8 protein-coding genes are annotated in these 5,795 nt (G+C 71.2%); 6 read left to right on the top strand and 2 right to left on the bottom strand.

Going from position 1 to position 5,795, the window contains the following annotated elements; genetic code table 11:
* The coding region (locus ACFV6I_RS36890) for an MFS transporter (protein ID WP_380430394.1) at positions 1–343 on the bottom strand (343 nt) is incomplete at its 3' end.
* Between the two features lie 291 nt (positions 344–634).
* Here ACFV6I_RS36890 and ACFV6I_RS36895 point away from each other — a divergent pair.
* On the top strand, positions 635–1,120 hold the full coding sequence (locus ACFV6I_RS36895) for a MarR family winged helix-turn-helix transcriptional regulator (RefSeq protein ID WP_380430397.1): 486 nt from the start codon (positions 635–637) through the stop codon (positions 1,118–1,120).
* Between the two features lie 350 nt (positions 1,121–1,470).
* Here ACFV6I_RS36895 and ACFV6I_RS36900 read toward each other — a convergent pair whose 3' ends face one another.
* Positions 1,471–2,142, bottom strand: coding sequence for a hypothetical protein (locus ACFV6I_RS36900; protein ID WP_380430400.1), 672 nt, complete (start codon positions 2,140–2,142; stop codon positions 1,471–1,473).
* A gap of 151 nt (positions 2,143–2,293) precedes the next feature.
* Between ACFV6I_RS36900 and ACFV6I_RS36905 the strand changes: the two genes are divergently transcribed.
* From ACFV6I_RS36905 to ACFV6I_RS36925, 5 genes are all read left to right on the top strand, one after another.
* Positions 2,294–2,872 (top strand): hypothetical protein, encoded by a 579-nt coding sequence (locus ACFV6I_RS36905; protein WP_380430403.1) that lies wholly within the window; start codon positions 2,294–2,296, stop codon positions 2,870–2,872.
* A gap of 221 nt (positions 2,873–3,093) precedes the next feature.
* The gene (locus ACFV6I_RS36910) at positions 3,094–3,591 is read left to right on the top strand and encodes a hypothetical protein (RefSeq protein WP_380430406.1); all 498 of its coding nucleotides are present in this window, start codon (positions 3,094–3,096) and stop codon (positions 3,589–3,591) included.
* Entirely contained in the window at positions 3,581–3,862 is a 282-nt protein-coding gene (locus ACFV6I_RS36915) for a hypothetical protein (RefSeq protein WP_380430409.1), read from the top strand. Before ACFV6I_RS36910 ends, ACFV6I_RS36915 begins: the two co-directional genes overlap by 11 nt.
* Before the next feature lie 325 nt (positions 3,863–4,187).
* Entirely contained in the window at positions 4,188–4,343 is a 156-nt protein-coding gene (locus tag ACFV6I_RS36920; RefSeq protein ID WP_331742852.1) for a hypothetical protein, read from the top strand.
* Between the two features lie 165 nt (positions 4,344–4,508).
* On the top strand, positions 4,509–5,741 hold the full coding sequence (locus tag ACFV6I_RS36925) for a cupin domain-containing protein (RefSeq protein ID WP_380430411.1): 1,233 nt from the start codon (positions 4,509–4,511) through the stop codon (positions 5,739–5,741).
* Positions 5,742–5,795: the final 54 nt, after the last annotated feature.

Genomic DNA, 5,795 nt, shown 5'->3' on the forward strand with positions numbered 1-5,795 from the left:
CCACCGAGCCGATGCCGAAGAACGCGCCGTGGGCGAGGGAGGTCACGATGCGGCCGGCGAGCATCACTCCCATGGTCGGTGCGACGGCGGAGAGCAGGTTCCCCGCCACGAACAGGCCCATGAGGATCATGAGCATCGTCTTGCGGCCGATCCGGGTGCCGAGCACCGTCATCAGCGGGGCGCCGATGACGACGCCGATCGCGTAACCGGTGACCAGGAGCCCGGCGGAGGGGATGGACACTCCGTAGTCGCCGGCGATCTCGGGCAGCAGGCCCATGACCACGAACTCGGTCGTACCGATCCCGAAAGCCCCGATGGCCAGGGCTAGGAGCGCGAGAGGCATGGTGTGCTGCCTTCCATACGATTGCTGTTGCGCCTTACGCGCTCAAACAATAGTTGCACACGCGGGCTAAGTGCAAGTGCGGGCATTCACCTGTCGCTGGTGGTGGGCGATAGCGGCGAACATGCGGCGCGGACGGGGCCCGGGATCGCCCCGGTTCCGGCCCCACCCGGGCTGGTCGGGCATCCCGGCGCCGCGGAGAGCAATGCTTGCACGAGCCGCATATGCGCGCTGGCCGATATTTCATGCAAGGGCTTATCCTTGAGGGCGTCGCACCCGGAAGGAGCCACGCCGATGACCGCCACGGACCCCGCGCTGACCGCCCTCGCCAACGGCTGGGCCGCCCTCTACCTCCTGGCCGGCCGGATCGAGGCGCACATCGAGCGCACCCTCCAGGCCGAGCACGACCTGAGCGTGCGCGAGTACTCGCTGCTCGACGTGCTCAGCCGCCAGCACGACGGCGAGGGCGGGCACCTGCAGATGAAGCAGGTCGCCGACGCGGTCGTGCTCAGCCAGAGCGCCACCACCCGCCTCGTCACCCGGCTGGAGGACCGCGGCCTGCTCTCGCGCTACCTCTGCGCGACCGACCGCCGCGGCATCTACACCGACGTGACCCGGCCCGGCCTGGAGCTCCTGGAAGCGGCCAGGCCGACCAACGAGTCCGCCCTCCGGGAGGCGCTGGACGAGGCCGCCAAGAACCCCGAGCTGGCCCCGCTGGTCGCCACCGTCGAGGAGATGAACACGTCGCGACGGCTCCCGGAGCCCGCCGCCACGCGCTGAGCACGACGAAGCCCCGGAACCTCGCCAAGACGGTCCCGGGGCTTCGTGCTGACTACTTCCGCTCGGGCGCGTCCGCTACGCCCCCGCGCCTCCTGCCGCGCTCCCGCGTCCCGCGTACAGGTGCCGCTTCGCCCTGGGCGGTGCGCCGGGGGGTGGCGGGGGGGCCGCGCGCCCCGCCCCCCCGCCGCGCGCCCCGGGGGGGGTGCGCGGGTTTCCCCCGTGGCCCCCCCCCCCCCCCCACCCCGGCGCGCTGCCGTGAGCGTGCGCGCCTCATCCCCGCAGGTGAGGGCCGCTTCGACGGACCGGCCCCGCCGGCGGCTCGCCCGCCGGCAGGGCGTGGTGCGGTCGCTTCACAGGGCCGGCTGACGGGCCTCGGTCAGCATCGCGCGCCCGGCTCGCCATTCGCCCAGCCCCGTCGGCACCAGGCCGATCAGGCAGCAGACGACCACGATGCCGCCCGCGATGGACACCGGGGTGACCGACTCGTCGGCGGGCACCGCCCGGGTCGGGTCCCCGGGCGCGTACCGGACCTCGACCACCGTGCCGAGCGCCACCATTCCTGCCAGCCGGTTCCCCGAGTAGGTGCGGCCGTCGACCGTCCAGTGGCCCCCGCAGTGCGGGTTCCTGCTCAGTTCGTTGCAGCTGGTGACGGTGGCCGTCGCCCGGGTGTCCATCGCCACGTTGTCGCGCACCTGGCGGACCACCGTCGCAGAGCCGCACAGCGCCAGCATCACGAGCACGAAGGTCATCGCGCCCCACGCGGTACCCGGCGCCACGGGCCGACCCGACGCCTCGGCCATCCGAGCGGCCGCGCCGCTGTTACGCACCGTCAGATAGCCGCCGCACAGGATCGGCAGCATGACCGCGACGATCACGCTGACCACCAGATACGGCTTCCCGGAGAGGGCCACACCGATGAGCTCGATCCCCGCCGCGATCAGATAGCCGGCACCCAGCAACACGCTCTGCCGGTGCCAGCGAAGAACCTGCCGTGCCGCTCCGCCATCCCCCCGCATGATCATGGCCCGACGGTAGCACTCGCCCTCACCGCCCCTGTCCACCAGTCCTGTTGACGCCCCCGGCCCCTGCCGTCGACCGCCGGGACGCCCACTTCGCACAGCCGTCCCCGAAAGCCACTTCACGTGGGGGGCGTCGGGACGTAGTGTGCGAGCCGTGAACGAATTGATCTTTCGCGGGAAGGACCTGTACGGACACGCGAAGTACACGCGTCTCGCGCTACTCGGTGCCCTACTGGTCATCCAGGTGGCGTTCGGCGCCTACCGCCTCGGCGCCGTGGCCACCTGCTGGATGGTGGGCGCAACCATCGTGATCGTCGCCCCCTTGGCGCTGATGGTCCAACGGAGTTGGAGCCGGGTGGGGGCCGACGGGGTCACCATCTGCTGGGGCCTCGGACGCGGCCGCACCCACGCCTGGCAGGACATCAGGTGGGTCGACGTCCGCGAGACCAAGAACCGCCAGTACGGGAACTCGCGCGCGGCCCGGATATTCCTCGCGGGCGGCCGGCGGCGCTCACTGCCCGGCCTCCAGGACAGCTCCACCTACCCGAGGCCCGACTTCGACGTGGACGTCCAGCGGGTCCTCAACTGGTGGGAGCTCAGCACCCACCAGGACACGCGGATCCGGCCCGCACGGAGCCTGCGCGACCGCGTCTCCCCCACCGTCGTCGGAGTCCTCGCCGGAATCGTCATCGTGGTGGTGAGCTTCGTGGTCATCGCCGCCCAACAGCGCTGACAGGCCGGGTGCGGCCGGACGCCGCCGTGACCGCACCCGGCACGCACACCACCCCGAGACGGACTCGGGATTCCCGACTCCGGCGTTTCGAGGCGATCGGCGCGTTGTTCTGTGGGCGGAAGCGCCCGGCCCGCTGAAGGCCGCCCTGGTATTCGGGTGCGGGGCCCCGGGACGAGTCGTTCCGCACGCTGGGGGTGACCCATCTGGTGGAGCATCTGGCGATGGGCACGCTGCCCCGCCTGCACCACGAGCACAACGCCTCGGTGGGGCTGACCGCGACCGAGTTCACCTGTTCCGGACGGCCCGAGCAGGTGGTCGAGTTCCTGGACGGAGCTGGCCGCCGTCCGCCAGGTCCTGTCCGGTCGGACAGGGCCCAGGCCTTCCAGGACCCGCGGTCGACACCCTTCGAACTCCGCGAGGCGGCAGTCGAGTTGCTCTTCGGCGGCGAGTACCGGGACGCCGACACCCGGCTCGACAGCCTGACCCGGGTGACCCCTGACCAGGCCCGGGAGGCGCTCGCGGGAGCCCTGCGCACGGCACTGCTGGTGGTCCCGTGCGGGACCAAGCCGGACGTGCGGCAGCAGGACGGCACCCCGCTCCCGAAGTACTCCTGCGGCACCGACCGTCAACTGCCCGCCACCGGACGGACGTTCCGGCCGCCGGCTGCTCGCCCGGCTGTTCTCCTCCAACGCCCGCCGGATACGCCTGGTGGTCGATGAGTCGGGACTGTGGATGCACCAGCCCGGCGGCACGGTCTGCCATGTCCGCTACGACGAGGTGGTGGGCGTGGAGGTGGACGGCGAGAGCCGGGTGGTGTTCGGCCGCAACTCCTGCTTCATCCCCCTCGTGTCCGACCTGTTCCCCGACGACGGACTGACGCATCGTCACAACCGCTCTGGCGACCGGGTCCGGTGCCAGACGCCGCCGCGGTGGGCGTCTCCGGCCGGGAGGCGTCCACCGCAGGCGGCGGGCAGGGCCAGCAGATGGTGATCACCGGCGCGGGGCGAGGACGACTCCCCCGGACGAACGCCGTGCCGACAGGGTTCGCGGTAGAGGTTCCGTATCCGGACCCGCCCGTACCGCGCTGATGCTCCGCCGCGCACAGCCGGGCGGACGACAACCGGCGTGCTCGGAGGGTTGTCCGGAGTCCGGCCGGGATCGGCGCGGACAACCTCGGATCCCGCTCTCCCCCTCCGCTGTCCGCGGCCGCCTCGGGTTGTCCGCCACTCACCTGGGCCTTCGCGCCCTCCTGTAGACGGACAATCACCGCGGATCCCACGCTGAAGCTTCCACCGGCTCTCAGAAGGGAGTTCATGTGACACACAGCCTCGACCCGGCCGACATCGTCGTCGTGCGCGCTCCGGACGTGGAAACGGCCATCACGCCCGATGACATCAGCTTCGGGCCCGCGGACGACAACAACAACAACGACTCCGGCCATAAGGACTTTTTCATCGACGACACCGACTGACCTCGCCTGAGCAGAGCCCGTCCGAGAAGTCTCACGGGCCGGGGAGGGGCCGTGCTCCCGGCGTGCCCCCTCCCCGAAGGACGGCAAGAACGCCAAGGACGACATGGCTGCCGGTCACCGCGCCAGCAGGGCCGGCCGACCTCTGTTAGGAGACACGAGATCTCGATGACTTCTCTGACGGACCGGGTGGGGGCCGAGCCCGATGGACGGCCTTCCTCCGACCTCTCCCGCCTTCTCCACCCGGTGTCCCTTCCGACGTTCCGCGACGAGTACTGGGAGCGCAGGCCGCTGCACATCCCGAGGAACGACCCCGAGCGCTTCGCGGATCTCCTGACGCTCGACGACGTGGACCGGGTGCTGGGCCAGTCCGGCCCGGACTTCGGGAACGTCCGGGTCATCCGCGAGGGCAAGGAAACCCCGGTGTCCGAACTGGGTGCCCCCGGCCGCAACATGACCGCCAGCCGGCTGGAGGCGCTGTACGAGCGGTACCGGTCCGGCTCGACCGTCATCCTGAACGCCCTCGAACGCCGCTGGGAGCCGCTGGCGCGTTTCACCTCGATGCTGAGCGCCGAGGTCAACGCCAGGTTCCAGGTGAACGTGTACCTCACCCCCGGCGGGCAGGCCCGCGGATTCGACCCGCACTACGACAGCCACGACGTGATCGTGATGCAGGCGTACGGCAGCAAGCGCTGGCGGCTGTACGGGGCGCCGTACGCGCTGCCGTTGGAAGGTCAGAGGTACGACCACTCCGGCGAGGTGCCGGAGGTCGAGGAGGAGTTCGACCTCCAGCCGGGCAGCCTCCTCTACCTGCCCCGTGGCACCATCCACGCCGCGACGTCCAACGACGCCGCGTCGATGCACCTCACCTTCGGTGTCCACCCGGTCCTGATACCCGCGCTGATCAGCGACGCGGTCCGGGAGGTCTTCGAGGGGGACGAGCGGTTCCGCAGGAGCATGCCCCTCGGATTCGCCAACGACAAGCACCTCCAGGAGCAGGCCGAGGACGTCTTCGCCGAGCTGATCGATGCGCTCGCCGCCCGGCTCTCGCCCCAGGAGATGACGGCCAGGGCCGTGAAGCAGACGACCTCGCTCGCGCCGGTGACGCTCCGCGGTCACCTGGGCGACCTGGAGAGCCTGCCGCGGCTGGACCTCGACACCCGGGTGCGGCGTCGTCCGGGTCTGCGGTGGAGCGTGGCACTCGGCGAGGAGGTCATCGAGCTCGAGTTCCACAGCAAGACCATCCAGTTGCCGGTCCACGTGGCCGATGAGGTCAGGTTCGCGACGGAGAGCGACGGGCAGGGGTTCACCGCCGGCTCGATCCCCGGCGGCCTGGACCAGCCGGGCTGCCTCCTGCTCGTGCGCACGCTGGTCCGCGAAGGATTCCTCACCCTGTCCTGACGGACGGACGGCCGACCGGGTGCCGGGCAGGGCCGGCGCCGCACGGCCCTGCCC

The sequence above is a fragment of the Kitasatospora sp. NPDC059803 genome, assembly GCF_042732255.1.
Classification (GTDB): Bacteria; Actinomycetota; Actinomycetes; order Streptomycetales; family Streptomycetaceae; genus Kitasatospora.